Annotated in this window: 19 protein-coding genes; 3 read left to right on the top strand and 16 right to left on the bottom strand. The window is 41.8% G+C overall.

The window, feature by feature from the left end; all coding sequences use genetic code 11:
• Positions 1-30: 30 nt before the first annotated feature.
• The 6 genes from ACN222_RS14115 to ACN222_RS14090 form a co-directional block, all read right to left on the bottom strand.
• Positions 31-1,059: an NAD-dependent epimerase/dehydratase family protein gene (locus ACN222_RS14115; protein ID WP_010996978.1), complete on the bottom strand. Its 1,029-nt coding sequence runs from the start codon at positions 1,057-1,059 to the stop codon at positions 31-33.
• A gap of 76 nt (positions 1,060-1,135) precedes the next feature.
• A complete protein-coding gene (gene lhgO / locus ACN222_RS14110; protein WP_010996977.1) occupies positions 1,136-2,350 on the bottom strand; it encodes an L-2-hydroxyglutarate oxidase in 1,215 nt (404 codons plus the stop codon).
• Positions 2,351-2,460: 110 nt separating this feature from the next.
• Positions 2,461-3,234: a glucose-1-phosphate cytidylyltransferase gene (gene rfbF, locus ACN222_RS14105; protein ID WP_010996976.1), complete on the bottom strand. Its 774-nt coding sequence runs from the start codon at positions 3,232-3,234 to the stop codon at positions 2,461-2,463.
• 534 nt (positions 3,235-3,768) lie between these two features.
• The gene (locus ACN222_RS14100) at positions 3,769-5,967 is read right to left on the bottom strand and encodes a tetratricopeptide repeat protein (RefSeq protein ID WP_096637153.1); all 2,199 of its coding nucleotides are present in this window, start codon (positions 5,965-5,967) and stop codon (positions 3,769-3,771) included.
• 89 nt (positions 5,968-6,056) lie between these two features.
• Complete coding sequence (locus tag ACN222_RS14095; RefSeq protein ID WP_010996974.1) at positions 6,057-6,839, bottom strand: PP2C family serine/threonine-protein phosphatase; 783 nt, start codon at positions 6,837-6,839, stop codon at positions 6,057-6,059.
• Positions 6,840-7,050: 211 nt separating this feature from the next.
• Positions 7,051-7,725, bottom strand: coding sequence for a vWA domain-containing protein (locus ACN222_RS14090; protein WP_010996973.1), 675 nt, complete (start codon positions 7,723-7,725; stop codon positions 7,051-7,053).
• A 603-nt stretch (positions 7,726-8,328) separates the two neighbouring features.
• Here ACN222_RS14090 and ACN222_RS14085 point away from each other — a divergent pair.
• Positions 8,329-9,702, top strand: a complete 1,374-nt coding sequence (locus ACN222_RS14085; RefSeq protein WP_010996972.1) for a response regulator — start codon at positions 8,329-8,331, stop codon at positions 9,700-9,702.
• 38 nt (positions 9,703-9,740) lie between these two features.
• Here ACN222_RS14085 and ACN222_RS14080 read toward each other — a convergent pair whose 3' ends face one another.
• From ACN222_RS14080 to ACN222_RS14050, 7 genes are all read right to left on the bottom strand, one after another.
• Entirely contained in the window at positions 9,741-10,379 is a 639-nt protein-coding gene (locus ACN222_RS14080; RefSeq protein ID WP_010996971.1) for a hypothetical protein, read from the bottom strand.
• A 603-nt stretch (positions 10,380-10,982) separates the two neighbouring features.
• Positions 10,983-11,237: a hypothetical protein gene (locus tag ACN222_RS14075; RefSeq protein ID WP_010996970.1), complete on the bottom strand. Its 255-nt coding sequence runs from the start codon at positions 11,235-11,237 to the stop codon at positions 10,983-10,985.
• Positions 11,238-11,538: 301 nt separating this feature from the next.
• The gene (locus ACN222_RS14070) at positions 11,539-12,018 is read right to left on the bottom strand and encodes a HetP family heterocyst commitment protein (protein WP_010996969.1); all 480 of its coding nucleotides are present in this window, start codon (positions 12,016-12,018) and stop codon (positions 11,539-11,541) included.
• A gap of 1,165 nt (positions 12,019-13,183) precedes the next feature.
• Entirely contained in the window at positions 13,184-16,318 is a 3,135-nt protein-coding gene (locus ACN222_RS14065; RefSeq protein WP_010996968.1) for a cysteine peptidase family C39 domain-containing protein, read from the bottom strand.
• A gap of 929 nt (positions 16,319-17,247) precedes the next feature.
• Positions 17,248-19,662, bottom strand: a complete 2,415-nt coding sequence (locus ACN222_RS14060; RefSeq protein WP_010996967.1) for a GH116 family glycosyl hydrolase — start codon at positions 19,660-19,662, stop codon at positions 17,248-17,250.
• A 104-nt stretch (positions 19,663-19,766) separates the two neighbouring features.
• On the bottom strand, positions 19,767-19,988 hold the full coding sequence (locus ACN222_RS14055) for a hypothetical protein (RefSeq protein ID WP_010996966.1): 222 nt from the start codon (positions 19,986-19,988) through the stop codon (positions 19,767-19,769).
• 123 nt (positions 19,989-20,111) lie between these two features.
• Entirely contained in the window at positions 20,112-20,810 is a 699-nt protein-coding gene (locus ACN222_RS14050) for a Coq4 family protein (RefSeq protein ID WP_010996965.1), read from the bottom strand.
• A gap of 100 nt (positions 20,811-20,910) precedes the next feature.
• On the opposite strand from ACN222_RS14050, the gene ACN222_RS14045 reads away from it, so the two are divergent.
• Positions 20,911-21,564, top strand: a complete 654-nt coding sequence (locus ACN222_RS14045) for a TetR/AcrR family transcriptional regulator (RefSeq protein WP_044521510.1) — start codon at positions 20,911-20,913, stop codon at positions 21,562-21,564.
• A 104-nt stretch (positions 21,565-21,668) separates the two neighbouring features.
• Here the strand turns inward: ACN222_RS14045 and rimM are convergent, their stop codons facing one another.
• Entirely contained in the window at positions 21,669-22,409 is a 741-nt protein-coding gene (gene rimM, locus ACN222_RS14040) for a ribosome maturation factor RimM (RefSeq protein WP_010996963.1), read from the bottom strand.
• A gap of 3 nt (positions 22,410-22,412) precedes the next feature.
• Entirely contained in the window at positions 22,413-23,696 is a 1,284-nt protein-coding gene (locus ACN222_RS14035) for a valine--pyruvate transaminase (protein ID WP_010996962.1), read from the bottom strand.
• A gap of 292 nt (positions 23,697-23,988) precedes the next feature.
• On the opposite strand from ACN222_RS14035, the gene ACN222_RS14030 reads away from it, so the two are divergent.
• Complete coding sequence (locus ACN222_RS14030; RefSeq protein ID WP_010996961.1) at positions 23,989-25,098, top strand: S-(hydroxymethyl)glutathione dehydrogenase/class III alcohol dehydrogenase; 1,110 nt, start codon at positions 23,989-23,991, stop codon at positions 25,096-25,098.
• 64 nt (positions 25,099-25,162) lie between these two features.
• Here ACN222_RS14030 and ACN222_RS14025 read toward each other — a convergent pair whose 3' ends face one another.
• Positions 25,163-25,792, bottom strand: coding sequence for a Uma2 family endonuclease (locus tag ACN222_RS14025; RefSeq protein WP_044521508.1), 630 nt, complete (start codon positions 25,790-25,792; stop codon positions 25,163-25,165).
• Positions 25,793-25,934 lie beyond the last annotated feature (142 nt).

Here is a 25,934-nt window from a genome sequence, read left to right as displayed (position 1 = left end):
TCTTCAATAAGTCGGGTATTTATTCAGATGTTACTTAACATTCCAAAAGAAATCTTGGTCAATTTGTTCAGTACGAATGAGATACTCTAATTGCTTTAAGCGTGTAAAACCTCTAAACAAGAATGTATCTTCTGTCATATCTATTTGACTGAATAAATCAAATAATTGTCTAGCGCCTTTTTGAGCATCCCAATCACACTTAAATCCTGGTAAAATGCTGTTGATTTTCTCAAAAGATACGCGGTAACTGCGATTATCTGCACCATTATCACCGAAGGATAATTTACAGCCGGGGAAAGTATCGGCGATGATTTGGGCGATTTCTTTCACGCGGTAGTTGTTGGTAGTATCGCCAACGTTAAAGACTTGGTTGTGAACAATATCACGGGGTGCTTCTAAAGCACAAACTATGGCTTTGCAGATATCTAGTGCATGGACTAATGGCCGCCAAGGTGTACCATCACTAATCATTTTGATTTCTTTGGTAGTCCAAGCTAAACCTGCTAAGTTGTTCAACACAATATCAAAACGCATTCTGGGAGAAGCACCAAAAGCAGTGGCGTTACGCATGAACGTAGGCGAGAAGTCATCATCAGCGAGGAGTGTGACATCTCGTTCTACAAGGGTTTTGCATTCTGCGTAGGCTGTTTGGGGGTTAACTGGAGAGGCTTCTGTAACATCACCCTCAGTAGCAACACCATACACACTACAAGAAGACATATAGACGAAGCGCCGCACACCCATTGTTTTGGCTAAGTTAGCGAGACGGACTGAACCTATATGATTAATGTCGTAGGTAATATTTGGTGATAGTTGTCCGGTGGGGTCGTTGGAAAGTTCCGCCATGTGAACGATCGCTTCTACACCTTCTAAGTCTTCAGGGGTAATATGGCGGATATCTTTGTTGAGGGTTTTGGCGGTTACTGGAGTACCGTTGTATAGCCAGCCTACTTTGTAGTAACCAGTATCTACGCCAATTACTTCATGTCCTTTACCAATTAACAAAGAAGGCAATAAACAACCTAAATATCCTTCGGTTCCGGTTACTAAAATTTTCATTTGTGTCAAATTCTCTATATTTGTTAATGGGGAGTGAGGAGGGCTGAGTAATAAACCCTGCCCCTTGCTTAACTATCTATGCAATCACTACATTCTCAAGGTGTGATTGCTGGGGGATTTGTGCAGCGATCGCTTTGCCAATTTCTAGGGAAGAAGTCGCGGCTGGTGAAGGTGCATTGCAAACATGAATGGAGTTTTCACCAGGAACAATGTAGAAGTCGTCTACAAGTTTGCCATCATCCATTAAGGCTTGGGCGCGTACCCCTGCATGGGTGGGAACTAAATCCTCGGCTTGGACTTCGGGAATGAGGTTTTGCAAACTTCTGGTGAAGGCGGCTTTGCTGAAGGAACGAATGATTTCTTGGATACCTTCGTCGGCGTGTTTGCCTGCAAGTTTCCAAAAGCCAGGGTAGGTCATCACTTCGGCAAAGTCTCTCAGGTCAAAGTCGGTTTTTTTGTAACCTTCGCGCTTCAGACTCAAAACTGCATTCGGCCCCGCGTGGACACTTCCGTCAATCATGCGGGTGAAATGGACACCCAGGAAGGGAAATTCAGGGTTGGGAACCGGGTAAATGAGTGTTTTGACCAAATACCGTTTTTCGGGGGTTAGTTCGTAATATTCTCCCCGGAAGGGTACGATTTTGGCGCTTGGTTTGACTCCACCTAACTTAGCGATGCGATCGCTGTGCAATCCGGCACAATTGATCACAAATCTGGTTTCAAAGTTACCGTTATTAGTTTCCAGTACGTGATTGTTACCACTGGGGGAAATTTTTAAAACTTTGGTGTTAAGCCTTAAATCTCCGCCTTGTTGTTGAATTAATTCGACGTATTTTAAGCAAACTTGCTTATAATTAACAATACCAGTAGAAAATACCCGAATCCCCGCTACACATTTAACGTAAGGTTCAATTTCCTTGACTTCTTCGGCGCTAATTTTCTGAACTTGTGTACCATTTTCCAAGCCACGTTGGTAAAGGTTTTCTAGGCGTGGTAACTCCTGCTCATTTGTCGCTACAATTACCTTGCCACAAACCTCATGGTCGATGCCATAATCCTGGCAAAATTTTACCATTGAGTCTCTACCATCACGGCAAAATTTAGCTTTAAAACTACCTGGCTTGTAATAAATTCCAGAGTGAATTACACCACTATTATTACCAGTTTGGTGAAATGCCCACTGGCTTTCTTTTTCTAATACTAAAATTCTTGCTTGAGGATAACGCTTACCTAAAGCCATCCCTGTAGATAGCCCAACTATGCCCCCGCCAACAATGGTAAAATCGTACATTGTTATTACTGCAAAAATTACACTAAATCAGTAAAGAATACCTTACAACGGAAGTCAAAATAAGATAGGACAAAATGCCAAAATGTTTTTTGAATTCCGTGTACTGTTAATTACCACACTTTCCAAGGAGCTTGGTTATTTTTCCATAACTCCTCTAGATAGTTTTTATCACGCAATGTATCCATTGGTTGCCAAAAACCATTGTGTTTAAAAGCAGATAATTCCTCCATATCTGCTAGCTTTTCTAGTGGTTCTTTTTCCCAAACGGTAGCATCATCAGCAATTAAATCTATGACTTCTGGTTCTAAGATAAAATAACCACCGTTAATCCAAGCACCATCACCTTCGGGCTTTTCCCGGAAACTGGTTATTTTAGTTTGTTCGTATCCCAGGGAAATTGCCCCGAAACGTCCTGCTGGTTGGACTGCTGTCAGGGTTGCTAAACTCTTTTGTTCTCGATGAAACTTAATTAATTCGGTGATATTAATATCACATACACCGTCACCATAAGTAAAACAAAAAGTATCATTCCCAAGATGTTCGCGGACACGTTTTAAGCGTCCACCAGTCATAGTATTATCGCCTGTGTTGACCAAAGTTACTCGCCAAGGTTCAGCGTAACCAGAATGGATATTCATCTGGTTAAAACGCATATCAAAAGTTACATCAGACATATGTAAGAAGTAGTTAGCAAAATACTCCTTAATCACGTAACCTTTGTAACCACAACAAATAATAAAATCATTAATGCCGTGGCTAGAATAAGTTTTCATGATGTGCCAAAGAATTGGTTTACCACCAATTTCTACCATCGGCTTAGGCTTGATACTGGTTTCTTCACTGAGGCGTGTACCAAGCCCTCCAGCCAAAATCACCGCTTTCATACAATTACCTTGGGGATTTGCAGTTAGATTAATTTTTGAATATCGGGATGAAGAGGATGCACATGGATGGGAGAAAAATTCACTTCTCTTTTATTTTTCTCCGTACATAATCTAACTGTTTTTCTGAGCTTTTGTATAAAGAATGAGTAAATATAAATCTTTTAGATATGAAAGCTTAGTGAATGAATTAATTGTTAGTTGTCCGTTGTCCGTTGTCAAAAATAAAGAGTCTAGTCCTAAATTATGAACGATGAAATATTGAACATTATTTGGAATTTTGCAATACAAGTAGGGTGCGTTACCCTAAGTGATAACACACCCTAGATACACTTGAATTTTTCAGTGTAGGCACAAACTAAGGCAACAGAAATTAATACCAATTCAATTAATGATTGCAACACATCCTTGGGTGAAGAAGACGCGATGAATCGCGTCTCTACAGATGGTTCATTTGTCCCATTCTTTTTTCCAATTGGTATAACTCGAATGACGATGTAAATGATTGATTATTAACACCTGACAACTGACAATTAATTACTGTTTTGCTATCAAGTCTGTGCTGGCATATCCTCGCATTGTAGAGCTTTGGAATAAAGCATTACATTTGCTTTCCTCAATGATACAGATACTGCTGAGTGCTTGTTGATAACTTTCTGTATCTTCTTGTTCTAAAGAAAGTTTGGCGGCTAGCTGTAAATCTGCAAGAGCTTTGGCGTTATTGACATCAGATTTATTACTAGTAATTTGTGCTAATTCGTAACGCACCATGCCGCGTTTAAGATACACTTTGGCTAGTTTGTCGTTAATTTTTAATGCTTGATCAAAATCGGCGATCGCCTGATCATATTCCTTTGTCGAATCACCTGTATATTGGGCAATGAGATAGCGGACGGAAGCACGCTGAAAGTAAGCTTCGGTTTTCGCGGGATTAAGTTTCAGGGCTTGGTCAAAATCGGTGATCGCTTCTTGGTAATCTTTAATGGTGTCGCTGCTATATTTAGCCATTTGCGTTCGCACAATCCCTCGGCGGATATAGGCTTCGGCTTCCTTCTCGTTGAGTTTCAGGGCGTGATTAAAGTCGGTGATCGCTAATCTATACTGTTGGTCAGGGTCATTGCTATATTCAGCCAGCATTAAGCGGGAGTTACCCCGATTCACAAAAGCTTTGATTTCTCTGGGATTAATTTGCAAAGCTGCCGTGTAATCAGCTAAAGCACCTTCATAGTCTTTCAGGTTATAACGCGCATTACCTCGATTAACCAAGACTCTGGCATTTGCTGGTTCCTGCTGAATGGCATGGGTGAAGTTATCCACTGCCTGTTTATAATCACGCACTTGGTAAGCAGCATGACCCTGTTTGTAGTACTCTGCAAAACTCAGGGCGATATTACCACTGGCTTGCTGAGGCATCAGCGCTTGTTGAGCATAATTATTGCGCGATACTAAAGGACTGGTGAATTTTGTCACCACATCCAAGTACCCCAAAACCCCAAAACCCAACAAACAAAAAACTACCGGATAAAACTTTCCTTTCCAGCGATTGCGGTAAGGTGAAAAACTGGGGGTGGGTGAATGCCAATTGCTTTGATACATCGGCATCACTGGCTGCGGCAAGTTAGCAGGCTGATGGCTGTGGCCGTAGCGTCTCTTGGTGGGGATGCGGGGGCGGAGATGTTCTCTATTTTCAATTGCTTGCACCGAAGGAAATGGGTCACGACCACCCAAACGTAAAGCACGTTCGCACCAAGGACAACTGTGCAGGTGATTACTGTAGTGATGTTGAGAATTAACTGTACAGGTAGTCAGGGAATCTTCAGCCTCAGCTATAGCCGACAGCCAAGCTTGGGCATTAGGGCGCAGTTGGGGTTCATTGTGACCATCCTCAAAACAACGAATAAACAGCGCTTGTAAACTGGGATGGAGAATTTCCCAAGGCGGGGCGATGGGAGTAGGTATGTAAGGTACTTGCCGTTTTTTACTATAGGTGAAATGTCCCGACGCAATTCTGGCTTCATAAGGTGGTGGTTCAGGAATGCCTTGATAAATACCAGAAAAGGGATGGGTACCTTCCATCAGCAGTTGGAAGATTAGCACCCCTAAACCAAATAAATCATGAGTAGGTTGGCGATCGTGATGAGCAAAGATTTTATTCTGTAGTTCTGGTGGGGTAAACTCTGGTTTCCCTACCGGGCAACGATAAACAATATCATTATCCGGGTCACATACCTGGAAAGAATCCGTATCTACCAAGGTAACCAGGGCTGTGTCACTTACCAAAATGTTAGATTCGTTGACATCGCCTACAGAATAGCCACTATTATGTAAAGCCGCAAAAGCCGCCGCCAAATTCCGCGCTGTCCGCAGGAGGTACTGATAATTAAATAAAGGACAGTGTTGACGGCGAGTCCGGGGGTTGTAAAAGTCGATGATGGGACGCATCCCCCGAATACGCGGCATCAAAAAGCCAATAACGCGTTCGCTTTCATCTGCTCCCCACAATAATTCTTGCGGCCAAGCAATGGAAATATGACCCAAACTAGCCGTAGGATTTTCCGGTGGGTTAGCAAGCATAGCCCGGAGTTTGCTGGCGTGGGCAACTGTCGGCTTGTGATAAATCTTTGCCACACAATCACCGGCCGACGGCACAGCATAAATACACGCTTCACCGCCACGCCCCAAACTCACGCTGAGGCTGATAATCTCTTCCTGAGGAAGATAACGTAGTACCTTCATGATTAAATTACGGTTAAGGGTATAAGAAAGGCAGGGGGCAGGGGGCAGGGGGAGAAGAAAACTATTGACGACTGACCACTGACACACCTTTACAAATGATTAAAGGCACCTATAATCAGCGTTAAATCATCGTCAGTACGTTGTGTAATCCTCTCAGAGCCTAGAAACTTTACTAGCTGCTCTTTTGCTTCTGCTTGATCTTCGGCGTTTTTTACAAAGTCGAATAACGGAAAAAAGAAGGGTTTGTGAGGTTCACTAACAACCATATTTAAAGCCAGCATTTGCAGCCCATCGGTGAGGAGTCCAATGTTGACGATGGTTTCGCGCCATAATCGCATCTGCGCCGTTTCTAACGCACCTGGTGACGTTAAAAAAGTTGTCTCGTTAATGTATTCGCCGTTGTCTGGGATGGTTAATGCCAGTAAGTTGCCCAAATGATCCTTAGCTACTGCCATCCCATCACCGATTTGTGCAGCTGCTACCATTTCTGGTGAGGCGATCGCAATAATTAAGGTAGTCGCTAAATCCTGGGGCTGTTTTTGACAAGCTACTGCTTCATCTTCCACAGCTTTTTTGGCAGCCAGCAAAGCCTCAGTTAAAAGCGATCGCACAGTTTCATCATCAGCCAGGGAATCTCTGGTAATATCTCTCAGCGATAAACTCTCAATCGCTGTTTCTACCGCCACCATCGCTCCAACTTTCCCTTGACTTGCAGAACCCGCGCCATCTGCGGCCGCCGCCACCAAAACATTCCCCGGCAATAATTGCCAGTGGTGAGCATCCTGACACAACTGCTTAGTTTTCATGTGGCTTGTTCCACAGACAGAAGCGGCGACTACCTGCCAATGAGGGTTCTGTTTTGATGTTTTCATATAGTTTGTTGTGTCAGCTAGCTGTGTAAGTGTCAAGCCGCAATGGAACTACGCAATGAGGGTGTAAGGGTGTGAGGGGTGTAAGGGTGTGAGGGTGTAAGGGTGTGAGTATTTTAGTTACCCCTATACCCCCGCACCCCTATACCCCTATACCCCTGTACCCCTACCCCCCCCATACTCTCGATTCTTCGTCTTCATGCGTAACTCCTATTTAGATAGATCCCCAGCCAATCGGCGGTAGCGCTACCTGCTCATCAATTTGCGAATGAGAAACTGCCGACATACTAGCCGATAGCCAAACAAACATTTCAATAAAGTTTAGTCCTTTGAGTTTAAGTGGCGTTCTGACAGCTATTTGGTTAAGCCGTGTCATGTTCGCATTTTCCACACCTACGCTGAAAAATGCCACACGTTTATTAACTTCATCACCTTGTAAACGCAACGCTGCTTGTTCTACTAAATGATCTAGTTCACCTTGTGGTTCACCATCAGTAATCATAAACACCCAAGGACGATAGTAAGCAACACCATTGGCACGATACAAAGATTTGCGCTCTTGTACCATGTCCAAGGCTTTGTGAATACCAGCCCCCATACTAGTTAATCCTTGCGCTGTCAGAATTGGTGGGTTAAATTGATCGGCAGTCACAAAGTCTTGTATTACATTGATATGACTATCAAAAGTAACGATCGCAATTTCTACCCGTCTGGCTGCTATGGAATTTTTCATCAGCTCATCTTTCAAACTGAGCAAGCCCTGATTTAGAGCTTCTATAGCAGCACCTTGCATCGAGCCAGATGTATCGAGCAACAACACGCAAGGACAGCGTGGTTCTGGGTTCTCAGCAAACTCTACTACTTCATCTAGGGTCAAAGTATCATTCATAACGTTTTGTGTTATGTTATAGTCCAAAGCTCTATTTTCCTTTTTTCAAAGTATATAGTTTCCACAGCCGAAGCCGACAAGACCACAGGTAGATGTTTGGCGGTAGCTGGTTTAATCTTCATTAATAAAGATCCTTCTCACCGAAAGCTCTACACATTTAAGAAAATCTTAATCAAAATGTAGAGTCAATAATAAATCGTAGGTTTCCATTCGAGACATTAATCCATCTATCAAAATTTATATAGAGCAACCACAGAATATAATAAATAGTTTGATTTTGCCTACATAAATTTTTAAAGATTTTGTGTGGAGTTTTTGTTTTTCTATATAGAAAATAAATTGATAATTCAATTAATCACTATGAACAAAATACCTAATGTAACCAAGAGAACTTGAATGTGAAAATTGCTAAAAGAATAAGATTTCAGTACATGGTTTGCAAGTTAACATCCTCTTGAGTGTCTAAAGCTTCTAGTTAGTAAAAAATGTATCTGTCTTTATTCCAGAAGAACCAAAAAAATATCCAAACATGATGAATATCTCATAGTAAAAGCTCCAAATCCGGACATAAATCTTGTATCTTTTGACAAAGTAATTAACAATATGAAATATCACGGCACATTTACAGCACTAAGTCCTCAGGGTTTGTTAAGACATTTATCTAGTTGTTTTGACACCACTTGTTTACAAGCTTTTAGCAACTCAGTCACTTGGTCAATTTACTTAGAAGATGGAACAATAACCTATGCAACTCATTCTGTAGAACCATTCGATAGATTAGAACGCCATTTGCGCCGCCTCAGCCAACACTTTTCTCAAGTGACAAATGAAATTCGGGTGCAGTTACGCTTGCTGTTTGAAATCGAAGCGCAAAATTCCAGCGATACTATTCATCTGCCTGATTACCAAGCTGTTAATTGGCTTGTCGAGCAAGAATATTTAGATACTGCACAAGCCACGATGCTGATTCAAGAATTAGTTAAGGATGTAATTGAATCATTTCTGTTAATTAAAAATGGCACTTATGAATTAAGTAATTCACAGGTGAAATTACCTGCAATTTGCCGACTTGATACAGTCAAGGTAATGGAACGTTGTCAAATTAGACTACAAAATTGGCAATCTTACTTACCAAACATCACATCACCCTATCAACGTCCATATCTGTTGATTAACGGTAAAAATTCTCCAGAACTCCAGCCAAAATTGACTTACTGGATGAAGGGTTTCAGCCTGCGTCATCTGGCTATAATTATGAATCAAGATGAAATCCAGTTAGCTCAAAATTTATATCCTTACATCCTCACCGGAGAGATTATATTACATGAACCAGATCCACCATTTGATCAATTACCCAAAATTCTAGCAGAATCAACATTAACTCCTAAATACACAACTGCATTACTGAGTAGAAAATTAGTAGATACAGTCGTAGAACTCAGTAGTAATGCTACGCCAATCACCCCAATTCTTGCAGTAGATAATTTAGCTCCTGTGGTGCGATTACCACAACCTTATACTCCTGCCAAAGCAAGCCATCAGGAACTAACATTATCAAATACCACAAATTCTATTCCGGAAAGAGTAATGCCTGCTACCGGAACTACTCGACAAGTTTATAAAATCGTTTCTGTAGATGATAGTCCGACAATTCTCAAAGAAATTAGCTATTTCTTAGAAAGTGAGAATTTCACAGTAATTGCTATCAATGATCCGCTCAAGGCTGCTATGTCAATTATCAGACATAAACCAGACTTGATTTTACTGGATCTGAATATGGCTGGTATTGATGGCTATGAATTGTGTAGGATTATTCGCAATAATTCCATGTTTAAAAATACGCCGATTATATTCGTTACAAGTTATAAGGGATTAGTTGACAAAGTCAGAGCCAGATTAGCTGGTGCATCTGGATATCTAACTAAACCTTTCACCCGTGCAGAGTTATTAAAGATTGTGTTTATGCACTTAGCTTAATGAGTTTATATATAGGAATTGTTAATTAGTCAGGTTTTCTATCTGTTGACAAAAATGAAAGAGTTGACAATTTGTTGGTAAGCTCTGCGATAAATTGCATCATCATTAGTACTATTTTTCGATAATGATACAACTATAATTCGAGCATCCTTAGGGTTGATAAAGACAACACTTTCGTTTTCATATAAGCCGCTAGACTGAAATTTGATTCCAGTTTTGCCAGCAATTCTGGCAATTTTGAAATCGCGGCTCATAGTAAATTGATTACTCTGCTTAACCCATTGCTGCAAAGGCAATTTTTTTGGATTGTTGTAAACTCTAATGCTGACATTAGCAGGGTATTCAGTACCACCTTCATAGGCTCCGGCGCGAATTTTCTGAGCGTGCTGTTTAGTCCAAACATCAATAGTAGCGAATGGAGCATCAATACCATTTGAAGGTGTAGAGATATCATTATCTATGACAAAGTCTTTGGAGGAATAGGTAAACCGAAACAGAAAGCGATCGCTCCGATAAACTCCTTGACTTTGTGACACAATTGTCGGTGTAGATACTTCTGATTTCGCAGCTTCTTCCAGGGTTACAGGAGAAGCCAGTCCAGGTTTGTCAGATATTGCTCCTACTATGACCAAACCCATCATGATGGAATTTAATACTGGTTTATATGCTACTTGCATTTTTGTGAACTCCAGTTTTTAGTTTTGGTTACATATAGGTCTAGTATTTGATTTCTGAAATATGCGTAGCATCGCCTACTACAATCATGATACGGTGGGCATTGCTCACCCTACAGATACTTAGATATTTATGCACAAGCGCAGACTACACCAACAATAATCAAATCAGATTCCTATAGATAGATCCAATCTCCAAAAGAATATTTCCGCTAAATTAAAGACTTGAGCAGAGCGCGTACTACTAAGGTATAATTCCTTACCTATTCTATTACTTATGCAATTAATTCATAACTTCAATGCTTTTTATACAAAAATGTCTTTTAAAACACGCCCAATCACTGCCATGATGGATTAGTTCATAGTGTTGTTGTTTGTTGTGATAGGCGGAGTTTCCTTGAGAAGCCGCCTACTTTATCTCTTAGCTATAGCTGCGTGGATGAGACAATTAATCGCTTTATCACACGCTTTGAAAAAATGTAGGGGTTTAAATCCCCGGCTTCTATCAAGCCGCAAGTGTTGTGGCTCTTTGTGTCTTCCAAAGTTCAGATGCTTGTGGCAAGCCGCTTGCACCTCTACGCCGGAAGCCGGCGCTCTGACTTTGCGCTAAATCCCCTTTACAACACAGAAAAAGCGAATTGCGTTTTGCGGTATTGCGAATTGGTTTAATTGTGCGTTTTCTAACTCAAGCACCACAAACTCTTCAATTGCTATCCGATTGCCAGCAGTTGTGGAGGAAAAAGCGCCTGTATTCAGATGGTGGTAAGTGACGGGAATAATTTCTATTTCATCGACAAGACAGACAAGATATGTGGCGTGGCGATGATGATGATTCAGGAAATATTTGGTGTCAAGACTCACATTCGAGAAGTTGCAGAGAATTACCCAAAAAGGGGTAAGTAAATAGGCATGAATAAACCTAACTATGTAACAAAATGTAAATCTCTCAAAACGCTTGCGATTGCTTCACTCCGTTCGCAATGACATAGTTACAAATTTCCGCACCCAACTACTTATGTAGCAATGTCCAAGGACAAGCCGCTTCTCCTTCTCCTGTCGGAGACGCTACGCGAACGAGAGGCTAGGCCAACGCGTCTACGCACTAACACTATACGAACACGTCTGGTTTCAAGGTAGGATACACAACCCCGAAGTCACATCATCAATTATGAATAAAATCTAGGTCTGACAGTTTGAAGGTAATGTCTTGATTGGATATTGCTTGTGGTTCCAAGTACATATCTTGAAACTCATGAACTTGTTCTGTTAACCATTGATCTAAATTACCACCATGAATTTCTGTTGTTTGTTTACCTACTACTTCCAGATAGGCTAAGTCTTTGATTTTACTTAAGCAACTGGACGGCATATTAGTATTAGACCTAGAAACAGCAGCTACTTGACTGTTTTTTAGATTATCGTGTTGTTGTTGCTGTACTTTGCTAGCTTCGGAGTTTTCTTTGAGTAAGCGGTTATATGTGCGGTAGGGAATGTAGTGCATAGGATTGTACCCAGCAAAGCGCAGCATGAGAACACAAGCCCAAGAGTATTTACCAGCCAGAATTGCTTCAACCACTTTGTCAAATTGTTGAGGATTGATAGCTTTGTTGTAGTTGGTTATGCCTGTAGTGTTTTGGTTCATGGTTGTTATTGTTTTGGATGAAAATATCTCAGCTATTACGTGAATCAATAAACCTTGAAAGTGGGGAGTGGGGAAAAACCACTTTCATGCTTGGCTTGTGAAAATTACTTTGTCCTTGTTGTGTCCCGCTCTAGGGGGATACTTCAGGCTATAATCCCCTGTAGTTATGTTGAATTACAAACTTGGTAATTATTACTAGGGCGTTTTGATACTTGTAAATATCCTTGCTGAGTTATTAGATAATAAAGCGACATCATTACTATTAATTAATCGGATTTTTAAAGCTAAATTTATATCAGTATAATTACGTTTTAGCTTCATCTATTAACTGCCCCTTGTTATTTAGTGTTATGACAGATAAATATCTGTTTATACCCTTACGTAAATACGAATTACTGTTATTCATCTAGCAAATTTTGTAATTCTTATCCCTGATTGAGTTATTAAATTTTCACTTACTTAAGTATAGGCGAAGCACTAGACTTTCTGTATGTATTTTAATCTTTAACATCATCATTGCTTCTCCATACTCTATTCAGAGTCATATTAGTATTTATACTATCTTTTTTCATGAATGTCACCCGTTATCAGAATTTTATTACTCAATTTTACTGAATATTTTTAATGTTGAGTTATACGCTATATCAATGGGGATTTTGAGCATTTTCTACTAGGTAATGAGGGGTTAGACCCCTCGCCTACTGTGCATTTGAGACTTTAAACCTACTAAGAGAATTTACCACTAAATAGGTTGATAAGCAATTATTTAACGTGAAAAATTAGCTGATCAAATTTCAGTGAATTTTTCACATTCATATATAAATGCTAATGGTTGCTTACCAATAGTATATGGATATAAATTTGCACTAGATTTATGATGTAGATAATATTGTTGCAACCATAAATCCGGAAAATTTTCTATAAAAGTGTCAAGATTTTTTTACAAAGCTAGCAAACCGTCACTAGGACTTCTGTCAGTTTTGCGATTTTATGCTATAGCAATAAAAGCTAGTATTCTTTATATGAGTTGTATCGATTGGAAAAAAGAATAGAACAGATACCTTGATAGGGGCTTACAAATGTAAGTAGGTTGGCGTAAATAATTATTGTTGGAATAAGGCAGGGGGAGAATAAAACTATTGACGACTGACAACTGACTAGACAACTATAGTTGCAGTTGAGCTAAGTGGTGATAAAGACCAGCGATCGCCATTAGTTCCTGATGAGTGCCATGTTCAATCACCATTCCTTGGTCTATGACAAAAATATGGTCAGCATAGCGCACAGTAGAAAGACGGTGAGAAACGATAAAAGTAGTCCGTTCCTGACTAATTTGGGCTAAATTCTGTTGAAAGCGGCGTTCTGATTCTGCATCTAAACCGCTAGTGGCTTCATCTAAAATCAAAATTTTGGGATTTCTTACCAAAGCACGGGCGATCGCAATTTTTTGCCTTTGTCCCCCAGAAAGCATGAAACCTCGTTCTCCCACTTGGGTGTCGTAACCCAGAGGTAAGGCTTGGATAAAATCGTGTGCGCCGGTTAACTTGGCGGCGGCGATCGCTTGGATTAAGCTCAGTTCTTGATCGTGCAAAGTAATGTTTTCTAAAATCGTTCCCGAAAATAGAAAACTGTCTTGTGCTACTAATCCGACTTGACTCCGCAAGGATTGGGGAGATACCCCAGCCATATCATGTCCATCAATCAAAATCCTGCCTGTATCAGGGCGATATAAACCAGCTAATAAATTAGCTAAAGTACTTTTACCCGAACCACTTTGACCAATGATGCCGATAGTTTGTTGGGGTTTGATACCAAAAGAGATATTTTGTAAGGCGTTGCGTTCTTGAAACGAGTTATAACGAAACGAAACATTCTCAAATCTTACCTCGCCTCGAATTGGCGGCATCACAAGTAAAGTTGTTTGGGAACTGGCTTCTGGGACGGCCGCATAAACATCATTGAGTCGTTCCACGGAAATCAATATTTCTTGAAACTCATCCCATAACCCAACTAATGACAAAACTGGATGAGTCACATTCCCAGTTAGCATATTGAAAGCCACAAACTGTCCCAAGGACATTTTCCCACCCATCACCAAAGTAGCCCCAAACCATAAAACCAGGGTACTACCAACATGATTAATTAACGTCCGCGTCACTTGTAAACGATGGGCTAACTTTTGTCCCCGCAACCGCACCTTCAGCATTTTTAAAAACCGCTCTTCCCAATACTTCTGCAAAGGGCGTTCGGCGGTGGCGGTTTTGACTGTCGCCACCCCAGTCATAATCTCTACCATTGAAGAGTGTTGTCTGGCGGATTCCTGAAAAATTTCTCTTGATGCTTGCTTGAGGTAGGGACTGGCAACTACAGTTAAAATCACTACGGGGATAATCCAACTCAAAACTAAAAGAGTGAGTTGCCAACTGTAATAGGTCATCAACCCCAGATAAGTCATTACCATCAAGATATCTACCGCCGCCCCAATTGCCCTACGGCTAATAAACAGTTGAATTTTGCGGTTTTCTTGAACGCGGCTAATAATATCATCTACCTGGCGGGAGGCGAAAAATTGTAAGGGTAACTGCAACGTATAGTTAATAAAACCGCCAATCAAGCTTAAATCTATGCGGTTAGCAAAATAATCTAGTAAGTTTTGGTGCTGCGCCGTTAACACAGTCCGCCAGATACCCAAACATAAAAAGCTGAACGCAAATATATGCAAATTCGGCAAGTTTTTGATAGGCATTACTTGGTCGAGAATCACCTGAGTAAACAGGGGAGTTGCCAACCCAAAAACTTGTACCAGTAAGGAGGCAAGAATTATTTGCCTAAGCACTGTCCGATAATTCCACAATGTTTGCCCATAGCGACCAAGAGAAAATTTTTCACTCTTGAGGGCTTGAAAACTTTCTGTGGGGTCTAATAATAGGGCGTAGCCTGTCCAACTCGTTTCAAATTGCGGACGTGACAGCCATTTCCTACCTACAGCCGGATCAGAAATTAAGACGCGATCGCCTTTAATCTGCCACACTACTACATAGTGATTTCCTTGCCAGTGAGCAACCCAAGGGTTATAGTGCCACTCTAATTTGGGCAAACTTCCCCGCACTGGTAGCACATCATAACCTAAGGTTTGAGCTGCTACGGTCAAACCTTCAAGGGATGCGCCATTGCGGTCTACCTGGGCTAAATTCCTCAAACTATACAGACTTAAGCGTTTACCCCAATATTGACTAATCATCGCCAAACAAGCTGCACCACAGTCTGATGAACTCTGTTGTTGAATAAATGGGTAGGAGTAGGACGACCGTGATTTGTGTTGTTTGACTCCTTGGGGAAAGTCGATATCTTCGATGTCGGATGTGGCTATGGCTGGTGCTGTAAGCGATCGTAAATTCTGTAACTTGGGTAGGGCTATCTGGGGTTTACTATCAGCCGGGACAACATTAACCACCTCAACGGGCGCTTCTATTGGTTGATAGCTTTCAGTAAAGTAATCAGGAGCGATCGCTCTTGCCAAATCCCAATTTTCCGCAGACAGTTGGTAAATTAGCAAATCTGTTTGCGCTGTGCCGTCTGGTAATGTGGATTCAGGGTATCCCCAACTATCCCCTACCATCGGCAAAAAACTTGCTATTGATATTGATTGTACTTGACCACTTGCTAGCCAAAAACGACCTTTTTCTGATGGAGTTGCTTCTAATAAGGATGTGCCGTTTGGGATATGTTTAGCGATTAAATATGGTAGTAATTCTTGGAGTTTTTTGGTCTTGAGAGAATGTAATTTAGTATAAGTTTTAAAAAATATCAGTGCTTGGCGTTCACTGGTTAAGCGCTGCAAGTAACTTTTGAGTTGGGGGATAGCCTGTAACCAAGGTTTTAATTCAGCAGTTGTCGTAGAGATGACAAAGCCATCACTAGCGGCGATCGCTCGATATGGTAATGTTTGATGACAAAAGAAATGATCTGCCCCGAAAGTTTGTTCAGCCGATACCAATTGAGTAGAAACTTCCCGCCCCAGAGTTTGATTAAACCCTAATAAGCGGACTCTACCTTGACAAACTAAGTAAATAACATTACTACTATCTGTAGCTGCTGCATCTACAACATAATTTGCCAGTTCATCACCTAGTTGAAACTGCCGAACTACCCAGTTTTGGCTCAACTCTGAAACTAGACTCGTATCCCCTGCCACTAACCTCACAAGATTGAGGATAGCCACTTCTGGAGTGGGAGATGGCTGATCACTGGGATCTTTTTGCAGCCCTCCCTGAACTCTTAACGACGAAGAGGGATTCATAGTTTAATTTCTGTTTGGTGTGTAAACTCTTGGCTTAGTTCTGAGCAAATAGATAACAGCTATGAAGGCAAATTTATCTAACATCGGCATTTTAATGTACTGCCAATGTATCTTTTAAAAAATCATATTTGGGTGGAAATTTATTCCGGTATTTCCTCAAACTTTACTGAATCTTTAACCAGTATTCATGAACTTTATTTTTAATTCCTGTTGATTATTCATGAGTAAGTTCACTTAATGGTAAAAGTAGATAGTTATTGAAAGAACTATCTATATTTTGTTGAATCACCTTTAATTTATAACAACAGTAATTTTCTTAAAACATCAGGAAAATTATTTTTTTATTTGGAAAAGGTTCTCTATGAACATAAATTTAATAACATTTTTAATTTAGTAATATTTCTAAAAAATGTGAGCAACATCGACATCTGTAAAAATTGGTTTTACTTTGTGTGTATCCGAAGATATTTAAACATTAGTTACATTTTCCCTTGGTTGATTTAACTCCCGGAAAATAAAGCCGAAAATTGTTAACACTGGTTTTTAAATTGCAGGCAGAATCCCACCCAAGAGAGAGATACTAAAGCAAATATAAATGCTATTGTGTATCTCATGTTACAGATTTTTTCCGATAGCAACCTAACAATAACGACAATATTGGCAAGATAGTTGTCACCCCTCACCGATGTACTAAAACTTGGAAATATAGATAAATAAAGCGAAAAAGCAAAAATATTTTTTGGAAAAAACCGGACTTATTCATCAGAATGGTCGGTTTTTTCCATTATTGCCATGAGAAACTTAAGGAAAATTTTATATTCTCATAGAATTGGGAAGCAGTGAGAAAAATAACCCTCTCCTCATTTCTAGTAGCAAATAATATAACAACACATTAGACTAGACGCGCTACTACGTCTGACAACTGACAACTAACCAATCATCAAATATATTGCCCAAATCGCCATAGGGCGGAGATAGGTACTGGCGCGGAAAGTACCGGCGGCGGTGATGGCTTCGGGTGTGCGGAATTGTAAGCCATTATTATAGATTTGCTCTACTACTGCTTGTGTCAACCTGAAACCTTCGTCTTTCATTCCCATTTGTACTAAAAATGCTGCCAACCCAAAGTTAATTCCTGTCCACACTTCTAAGGGGTGGGTAGCTTTCGGGTTCTCTGGTGAACCATCGGGACGTACTCCATTGGCTGCACCAAATTGACCGTCATAAAACTTGAGGAAGCAAGCATCATAAACAGTTTGGAGTGCAGAAATTGCGCGATCGCTTGGTACAATGTCCGGTAATTCCAGTAAGTTGGCGTAGAATTGTCCACACAATTGATCTGCCATAACAACATCAGAACCACTTTCACTATCTAGCCGATAATATTTACCATTCCAGAGTTTTTCTTGATAGATAGGTAGGGATTTTGTTAACCAAGTTTCATAGGTGGATTTTTGGTAAAGTAGATGTTCTTTGGTTGCTGAATCTTGGTGATTTTGTAATAAGATGTCACTGATAGCGATCGCTGCTGCCAATGCAGCCAACCACAAGCCACCACAATAGGCGCTAACTCCTTGCAAACGCCAATCATCAAAGGTTTGGTCTGGCGCACCGGAATTTTCCGGAATCCCATCGCCATCTAAATCGAATGTTTTTACATAATCAAGGGTTTCCACAATTGCATCCCAGCAATCCCTTAAGAACTGCACATCATCCGCACCAGTTAGGAGAAAATCCCGATACACTTGCAAGACAAAATCACAGCCTAAATCCTTCCACAAATTGCAATCTTGATAGCTGGTGTAATTAGTTTTTTCCCAGACGTGTTCATTGGGTGCGCCTAAATCGTGGGGTGTTGCGCCTGGAGTTTTACGCACAGCAATGGGACTTTCTGCCCCAATGGTGTAGTAATAACCAATCACACGGGGGGTATCATCCCCTTGGGGAATTGCCCGCGCAAAAGCCCGCATAACTGCTTTTTCCAGTTCTGGGAACAGTTGCAACAACCCAAAGGAACCATACAGGCGCACATCTAAGCTTTCATACCATCGGTAATCTAGGCATTCCAGCACCGCAAATTGACCGATGGGATCGCATGGTGTCGCCGCACTCCAGAGAGTCCCCCCGCTAGTGAGGTCATAAAGCTCATTAAACAATGCCATTTTGAACCAGTCGGGCAAATCGGGACGATTCAGTATGGGGTCTTGCCAACTTTCGATTTGTTGTTGCCAAGTTTTATACTGTTCTAGAGCAGTAGTTGCGATCGCCCAAGCATGATCACCAGTTTTACCAAAAAAGTCTGTATATCTGCGATAGTAATTCACTCCAGCAGCAAATTCTGTCACAGGTAAATCCCAACTCACCACAAAGGGGATTTCTAAGGTTTCCCCTGGTTGCAGGGTGAAACGTACAGCAATAGCAGCTCCTAACTGTTCATTTTCTGTGACTGACGAGGTATCTATATGATTAGCTAAGGAACCATCCGCCGCAAAACTCTGCCATACCTCCTCACCCGTACCGACAGGATTCCATCGTGTATGGTAAAAAACTTCAACTTGGGAATGTTTCAGAGTTGCAATGCACCAACTCCCCTCACCTTCCTGTAAAGGTTCAGTCATCCCCACCCGCCCCAAAAAGCAACCCAGATGTTGGGGACTTTCATCTAAATAGTTATAATTTCCCCCACTTTCCCCTAAGCGCGGCTGATACTCATAAACCGGGCTACCATCATCCCGCACCCGCACATCAGGAGATTTGAGGGCATTAGTAAACCAACCCACCATATTTTGCCAGGTCAGCATGATACTGAGTGTTATGGGCGCATTCGTGGGGTTATGCGCTTGCCAAGCAAATACCGCTACAGGGTAACTAGTCTCTTGATAATTATTTGCCCAGATAGGGGAAAACTGCTCACAAGTTAACTCTGCCTGAAACACATTCTCATACACAAACCAACTACGGGGATACAAGGCGTGATATGTCCCTGTTGTCTGTGTTTCGCTAGATGCTGGATACCATTGCCAACTTTTCAAGCTTTCATCGTCTGTTGGTTGTGTAGACAAAGCATAAGCTTGGGAAGAAGTGCCATTTGCTTCAAATACACTAAATTGACAGGCGGGAAAATTTTGGAAAATATGCTCACCACCGTCAATGTGCCATAGGTTAAAGTCTCCCCGCGAAGAACGACCAATACAACCAGCACCAAAGCCGCCCAATGGCATACCATGCCAAGGCCCATCATCAATATTACTCGCATAGCGGACAGTATAAGGTTTATCCCAACCTAAGCCAATAGGACGATTCCAAGTAGAGGAGGGAATTTGCGGGGAGAATTGATTTGTCATTAACTGGTGTTACAAGTATGCAGTTACGCTAAGGAAGCTTAACTCGATGTGTAATTTTTCTCAAGTGTTTGGGGATTGGGAACTCAAAGGTTTACGTGATGTTTTTACGCCCAATATTCTGGCTGGGTTAATTCTATAGCGATCGCTAGGAGACTGGCAAAGTCCAACCGATAAAAAAGCTGCCAAAAACGAACTTGTTCCCGTATCTGATGATTACCGTAGGAAAATATTACTCGCCTAGTTTGTATGAGTAATGATAACCAAGGATAGGTATTGCGGATGAGACGAAACCAAATACAGGAAGAATACTTATTTTCATGGCTCATATCCTAAACTTCTTTCCTCCTGATTTGAAAGGGATGTAGGGGTTTAAGGGTATAAGGGTGTAGGAAAAAGACATCTTTCCTGTTTGGCTGTGAAACTCGCTTCATCGGGACTAGCTCTACCATCTAACTAAAAGCTTGAATATTTAATTCATCCCGCCACTGGGATAAAGGTTTTTCCCAAGCTTCTTCCCACTTTTGTGCGAATAACGGTTTGGCTTGCAAACCCATTGTCCAACCTCGTTCAATAGTCTGGAGAAGTTGCGGTAAGTCTTCTGGAGCGAGTAAAGTGGCACTCATCAAGGCATTGGCAATTAGCATACTGGCTAAGGGTAGACGAAATTGTGCTAGATAAAAGGCTTGTAATCCTATTTCGTCAATACCACTGGCGCTGAATCCCGTAACAAGATGCCAAATATCATGGGTTTGCTGCCAGCGATGCTCAATGTAAGCTGTATCTGAATTGACAATAATTTCAGGATCTATGCGTTCAAAGCCAGATTCTTTGAGAGTCGAGGCATAGAGATAACCCAAAGAATCAGCCGGATATTGCAATAGCTGCTCTACGTCGTGGACTGGCGCATAATATCGCTCTTTGATCAAATGCGCTACCTCAGGATCAGTCTGCATACTTTCCGCCGCCAATTCAAAGGCCCGGCTGTGAATTAAGATGCTACTAAGTTCATCCACCGCATCTATGTTGTCTTCTGTTGTTAGTAACGTGAAAAAAGCTTTCATCGCCGTCAAAAACTGGAAATTCATCTGCCGTTGCACTTCCGAGTCAAGTTTTAACGGCTGAACTGGGTGAGTATTTATCGTTTGCATGGCAAGAGCTACTAGTAATAAAATCAATTAAACATGAACATTATTCATGTTTAAAATATACGAACAATGTTCATGTTTTGTCAAGAGCGAAATTAGATTGATGACAGCGAATAATTCTCCCAGTAATTCCAAGATGCGCCGCCAACCCCAGCAGGCGAGGAGTCAGGAGCGAGTTAATTACATTCTGAGTGCAGCCGAGGAATTATTTATTGAGATGGGATATGAGCAGACAACAACAAGAGCGATCGCATCTCGTGCTAAAGTTCCTGTTGGTTCCTTGTATCAGTTCTTCCCGGATAAAGAATCCATTCTCAAAGCCTTAGCTGTGCGATATTTTCAACAGGAATATCAGTTGTTTGCCCAACTGCACACCAAAGAAGCAGAGACATTACCTGTTGCAGTGTATGTTGATCGGGTAATCGATGCGTTCGATCACTTTATGAACAGCCATCCGGGGTATCGTGCTGTGTATGAGCAATTACTGAACTTGATGACATATTCAGCAATTGAAGCAATGGATAACTATGAGTATCGAATTGTGGATGAACTGGCTGCTTTCTTTGCTAAACTCAACCCCAAACTAGAAGCAGAAAAATGCCAAGCGATCGCCTTAGTAGTAGTGAAGGTAGTAAGTGATCTTCTATGGCTGGCTACCAGTCAGACTCCAGCAAAGCGGCAATTGCTGTTAGCAGAAACGAAAATATTGATGTTGGGTTATCTCAATAATTATTTAGGTAATCAGATAAGGGACTAGGGACTGGGGATTGGGGATTGGGGACTGGGGATTGGGGATTGGGGATTGGGGACTTCTCCCCCTGCCTCCCCTGCCTCCCCTGCTCCCTGCCCCTCTGCCTCTTCTCACACTCCGCTTCCTAACTCCAACAACCCAGGTGGGGGGGTGATTTCGATGCGGCGGGTTTGTAAATCTACTACTGGTGCGATCGCCTTGACAAAAGGAATCAGCACAGTCTTTGGTTTTTTGTCGCTAGTAACTGGCTCATGTAGGCTCACTTCCAGTAAATCATTACCAGCCGGGATGACATCAACTACAGCCCCTACTAAATCCCCGGAGGCTTGTAAGAAGACTTCCATGCCGATTAAATCGACCACATGATATTCATCTTCGCCTAGTTCTGGGCGATCGCTGGCTGGCACAAACAACATACAACCCCGTAATTCTTCCGACTGGCTGCGATTTTCTACGCCAGCTAACTGGAGGACATATAAGTTTTTGTTCTCCAGGTAACGACCATGCAGCAATTCTATAGGTTGTGGTTCCGTTTGCCCCGGACGTAATAACCATCGGGTTCCCGGCACTTCAAAGCGTTCGGGAAAGTCAGAATCAGGATAGACTCGCACTTCCCCAGATAAGCCTTGGGCGGAAACGATTTTACCAATTTGTAGCCATTCGTCAGGATTGGGAGTTGTGAATTGGGGATTGGGGATTGGGGATTGGGGACTGGGGACTGGGGACTTCTCTCCCTGTCTCCCCTGCCTCCCCTGCCTCCCCTGCTTCCCCTGCTTCTTCTCCCCCTGCCCCCTGCCCCCTGCTCCCTGCCTCTTCTCCCCTGCCCCTTTACTTTCTTGTTTACGCTTCATTACTTAAGCACTAATGGGTGTACGCTGGTAAATTTGTTCGACTGCTTTTGCTAGACGCTGCATACCAAGGGCGATTTCAGTATCGCTACCAGTCAAGCTGATGCGGACACATTGGTGTTTGTGCGCCCATTCTTCTTTTAAGCCAGGGAAGAATGTACTACCAGGGACGACAATTACCCCAACTTTTTTGAGTTCTTGGTATAATTCCCAATCTGTGATGGGCAAATCTTGTAACCATAGCCAACTAAAGATAGCACCTTCACCACGATGGAGGAACCAAGGTAATTCTTTGGGCATGGCTGCTTCTAAGGCATTCTCGACGATGGCGAATTTGTTTTTGTAGAAGGGACGGATAACTTGTTCCGCGATTTGTGCCAACGCACCAGAGTTAATGGCACGAGCGGCGATCGCCTGCCCATAGCGTGAGGAATGTAAACTAGCATTAGTCTGGAAAGATTCTAGGACTTGAATTAATCTTTCATTACCGATAGCAATACCAATTCTCTCCCCTGGTAAACCCGCTTTCGATAAGCTGGTGCAATGAAGAATATTTTCCCCAAAAATCAGCGACATATCCGTGAAGTTCAACGCCGGGAATGGGGGAGCGTAAGCCGAATCAATCAGCACTGGCACATTATAAGGTGCGGCAAGGGCGGCAATTTTTCTCACTTCGTCATCTGTGAGGACGTTGCCTGTAGGGTTACAGGGGCGGGAGAAAATGACGCAGCCGGTGCTTTCGGAAATAGACACTTGGCTAAAATCGGGGCGATATTTAAAGCTGTGTGCTGCTGCATCAATATCTAGAGAAGGTTTGTAAGCAACTAAAGCTTCGGGAACTAGACAAATACCACCGTAGCCAGTGTAATCGGGACTCAGGGGTAAAACAATTTGCTTGAGGTCGCCGCTACTGGTGTAACCGCCGAAAACATTAGCAGCATAAAAGTACAGAGTTTGACTACCCGGAGTGATTAAGATGTTGCGATCGGTTAAATTCAGACCATAGCGACGGTTAAAATCTTTCACAACCGCTTCAATTAATGGCGCATAGCCTTGACTAGAACCATAGCGACAAACTACTTCACCATATTCTTGACTTGCTAAGAGTTCTGCTGTGCAGTCCCGCCATAACTGTTCTACCTCTGGCAAAATCAACGGGTTCCCCGCACTCAAATTAATTAAATCCTGCCCTCCACCAGACTTCAACGTTTCGATAATGTCCTTCATAATCGCTCGTACACCAGTCAGGTTGGACATTTGATCGCCAATTTTAGTTAGGGCAGGGTTCATAAGCTTTAACAGTAAAGATAATTGAAGGGTTGACAAAAATATGAGTCTAGTGCAGCAGACCAATATCATTTTCTAGGCTTGCCGCCTGTAACTAATGTACCAATCTCAGCAAAAAATGCAATTTTAGTTAGTTTACAAAAAAGTTATGTAAATTTTCTGCAACTACCATTCGATAGAATCTTGCTCACCCCATCATTTTTAATTTTTCAGTGTTGCAGGTAAGATACTCCCAGGTAAGGGCTTTTTTTGAATTTTGAATTTTGAATTTTGAATTGATGAGGAGGGCTAACTCGTGGAAGTGAAAGCAGCAATAGCTTACGGCGCGGGTAAGCCGTTGACAATTGAAACCGTTCAACTAGAGGGGCCAAAAGCTGGGGAAGTATTGGTTGAAGTTAAAGCCAGTGGCGTTTGCCATACCGATGCTTACACCCTTTCAGGAAATGATCCCGAAGGTTTGTTCCCCGCCATTTTAGGACATGAGGGTGCGGGGGTAGTAGTAGATGTGGGCGCTGGTGTTACCAGTGTCAAACCAGGGGATCATGTGATTCCTCTCTACACCCCAGAATGTCGCCAATGTGCCTATTGTTTAAGCTTTAAGACTAATCTGTGTCAAGCTATTCGTGGTACTCAAGGACGTGGTGTGATGCCCGATGGGACTAGTCGTTTTAGTATCAATGGGCAGATGATTCATCACTATATGGGTACATCTACGTTTGCTAACTACACAGTGTTACCGGAAATTGCTGTAGCCAAAATTCGAGAAGATGCCCCATTTGACAAGGTTTGTTACATTGGGTGCGGTGTAACGACAGGTATTGGTGCAGTCATTTATACAGCCAAGGTGGAAGCAGGGGCAAATGTCGTCGTTTTTGGCTTGGGGGGTATTGGTTTAAACGTCATCCAAGGGGCGCGGATGGTGGGTGCGAATATGATTGTCGGCGTAGATATTAATCCCAGCAAACGCGCCTTGGCTGAAAAATTTGGGATGACACATTTTGTTAATCCCCAAGAAGTTGAGGGTGATTTAGTTGCTTATTTGGTGGACTTAACGAAAGGCGGCGCTGATTACAGTTTTGAATGTATTGGTAACGTCAATGTGATGCGCCAAGCCTTAGAATGCTGTCATAAGGGTTGGGGTGTGAGTGTAATTATTGGTGTAGCTGGTGCAGGACAAGAAATTAGTACTCGTCCCTTTCAATTAGTGACTGGGCGTGTGTGGAAAGGTTCTGCTTTTGGTGGCGCTAGAGGGCGTACAGATGTGCCGAAAATTGTTGATTGGTATATGGATGGAAAGATAAATATTGATGATTTAATTACTCATGTGATGCCAATTGAAAAAATTAATGATGCTATGGATTTGATGCACAGAGGTGAATCGATTCGCAGTGTGGTGACTTTTTAATAGCTAGATTGTACTCAGAGTGGGTAATACCCAACTTGATTATATAGAGGCAGGTGCGATCGCTTTACCCCATCTGTCCTCGTACCCATTCCCTAATTACTTGTCGAAATACCCGCCTTCCCGCCATGCGGTATCTTTCAATTAGTGATGGAATTTCTTGAATATTTAAATTAGGAAATACTAAACTTGTTTCGGTTTGGATATATTTCTCACCTTGCAATTGGTAAATTTTGATGTCTCCAGCATCATAACACCAGATTTCAGGCACACCTAACCGAACATAGAGAGGAAATCTATCTAATGATTTACTCGTAACATCAATTTCTAAAGCTAAATCTGGAGGTGGGTCTTGATTTAAATCAAAACTGAGCTTACCTCTAATTAAGGCTTCATTTTGGAAATAAAAGCAATTGTCAGATTCTATCCCAGCCTTTTTTAATTCTCGTTTCCAGGTAGTTGAACCATAACATTCATAATCTAACTCTAAAACTTCAGCCGTATCTTTGATAATGTCACCAATTATTTCTTTATAATATTCGTGTTCTGGTAATGGGGTCATAATCTCTAAAGTGCCATCATCGTAAGCAATCCTAGCTGCTCTACTTTCACCTAAATTTACTAATAAATTCTCAAATTGTTGCCAACTAATATTATGGAGAACTACCCGATCAGCACGAAGTTCAGTTAACAGCATATTTCCTCGCAGCATCAGTGAGTATTAGGCTGAGGAGTGTCAACCTACTTCATTTTATCAATGATGATTGATAAATATTTCCCAACCCTAACCACCTTCTTCCCACGGAACTTTCAACGATGAGCGATCGCTTCTATCCGGG

The sequence above is a fragment of the Anabaena sp. FACHB-595 genome (assembly GCF_048568275.1).
Classification (GTDB): domain Bacteria; phylum Cyanobacteriota; class Cyanobacteriia; order Cyanobacteriales; family Nostocaceae; genus Trichormus.
This window is presented reverse-complemented; position numbering and strand designations above follow the sequence as displayed.